This is a genomic window from Amycolatopsis sp. SID8362 (genome assembly GCF_010550475.1).
Classification (GTDB): Bacteria; Actinomycetota; Actinomycetes; order Mycobacteriales; family Pseudonocardiaceae; genus Amycolatopsis; species Amycolatopsis eburnea.
The window spans coordinates 1-1,326 of the sequence record NZ_JAAGNB010000024.1; the positions used below are offsets into that span (position 1 = coordinate 1).

3 protein-coding genes are annotated in these 1,326 nt (G+C 74.3%); 2 read left to right on the top strand and 1 reads right to left on the bottom strand.

Annotation, left to right across the window (positions count from 1 at the left end; genetic code table 11):
- On the top strand, positions 1-490 hold a 490-nt coding region (locus G3I65_RS01230; protein ID WP_160693932.1), incomplete at its 5' end, for a zinc-binding dehydrogenase.
- On the opposite strand, the gene G3I65_RS01235 is transcribed toward G3I65_RS01230, so the two are convergent.
- Positions 459-1,064, bottom strand: a complete 606-nt coding sequence (locus G3I65_RS01235) for a dihydrofolate reductase family protein (protein WP_160693934.1) — start codon at positions 1,062-1,064, stop codon at positions 459-461. The genes G3I65_RS01230 and G3I65_RS01235 overlap by 32 nt on opposite strands.
- A 75-nt stretch (positions 1,065-1,139) precedes the next feature.
- Here G3I65_RS01235 and G3I65_RS01240 point away from each other — a divergent pair.
- A partial coding sequence (locus G3I65_RS01240) for a LysR family transcriptional regulator (protein ID WP_375336657.1) occupies positions 1,140-1,326 on the top strand: 187 nt, incomplete at its 3' end.

Here is a 1,326-nt window from a genome sequence, read left to right on the forward strand (position 1 = left end):
CCGCGGCGGGGCCGGGGCGATCGCGGTGACGACGTCGTCGCCCGAGCGCGGCGAGCGCCTGCGGGAGCTGGGCGCGACCCACGTGCTCGGCCGCGACGGCGGGGGAGCCGGGGGCTTCGACGTCATCCTCGACATCGTGGCCGGCCCGGCTCTCCCGTCGTTCTTCGGCAAGCTCAACCCCAACGGGCGCCTGGTCGCCGTCGGCGTGCTGGGCGGCGAACCGCCCGCCGACTTCGGGAAGGAGCTGCTGGCGGAGTTCCGGCGGTCGCTGTCGTTCGCGACCTTCAGCGCGGACATCGTGCCGATGCCCGACCGGTCCGCCGCCACCGCCGACGTCTTCGCCGGCGGCCTGCGGGCGGTCGTGCACGAGGTGCTGCCGCTGGAGCAGGCCGAAGCGGCGCACCGGAAGCTGGACGCCGGCGAGGTCTTCGGCCGGCTCGTGCTCACCACGGGGAGGTTCAGCGGAGCACGCGATACCGCAGGTGCGTGACCGACGGCGTCGAGCGCGCGTCCAGCTGCTCGAGGTTCAGCGGCGGCACGCCGTCGAACAGCCGGACGCCGGCGCCGAGGGTGAACGGGGAGACGTGCAGCCGCAGCTCGTCGATCAGGCCCGCGGCGAGGTACTGGTTGACGGTGGTCGCGCCGCCGTGGACGGAGATGCCGCCGTCCCCGGCCGCTTCGCGCGCGCGTTCCATCGCGGCTTCGATGCCGTCGGTGACGAAGTGGAACGTGGTGCCGCCGGCCATCGGCTGTGGGTCACGCGGGTGGTGGGTCAGCACGAACACCGGCCCGTGGTACGGCGGCTCGTCGCCCCACCAGCCCGTCCACGGCCGGTCCCACGGACCGCGCACCGGGCCGAACATGTTGCGCCCCATGATGAACGCCTTCGCCGTCAGCATCCGGTCGAACTCGGCGGGGTGCACCTCGCGGCCTTCGCCGTACCAGGCGTGCAACCGGTCGCCCCAGCCGTCGCCACCGTCGTCGCCGAACGGGCGCTGCTCGGTCTGGCGGTGGCCGGCCGCGTAGCCGTCGAGCGTGATCGTGAGGTCGCAGGTCACCGTCATCGTCGTGCCTCCTCGGGGTCGGCACCCAGGATGGCCCGGGCCCGGACATGACGTCCAAAGGTCCAGCTGAAGGTCCTGGCCGCGGTGGCCCGGCACGGGTCGGTGACCGCGGCCGCCCGCGAGCTGCATTATTCGCAGCCGTCGGTGAGCCACCACCTGTCCCGCCTGGAGGTGGCCACCGGCGCCAAGCTCGTCCAGCGCGCCGGCCGCGGCATCCGCCTGACCCCGGAAGGGCGGCTGCTGGCCGGCCGCGCGGCCGAGA

Bases quoted from the DNA above. Each gene is read 5' to 3' on its own strand.
- G3I65_RS01235 (WP_160693934.1), bottom strand. From the start codon at position 1,064: ATGACGGTGACCTGCGACCTCACGATCACGCTCGACGGCTACGCGGCC.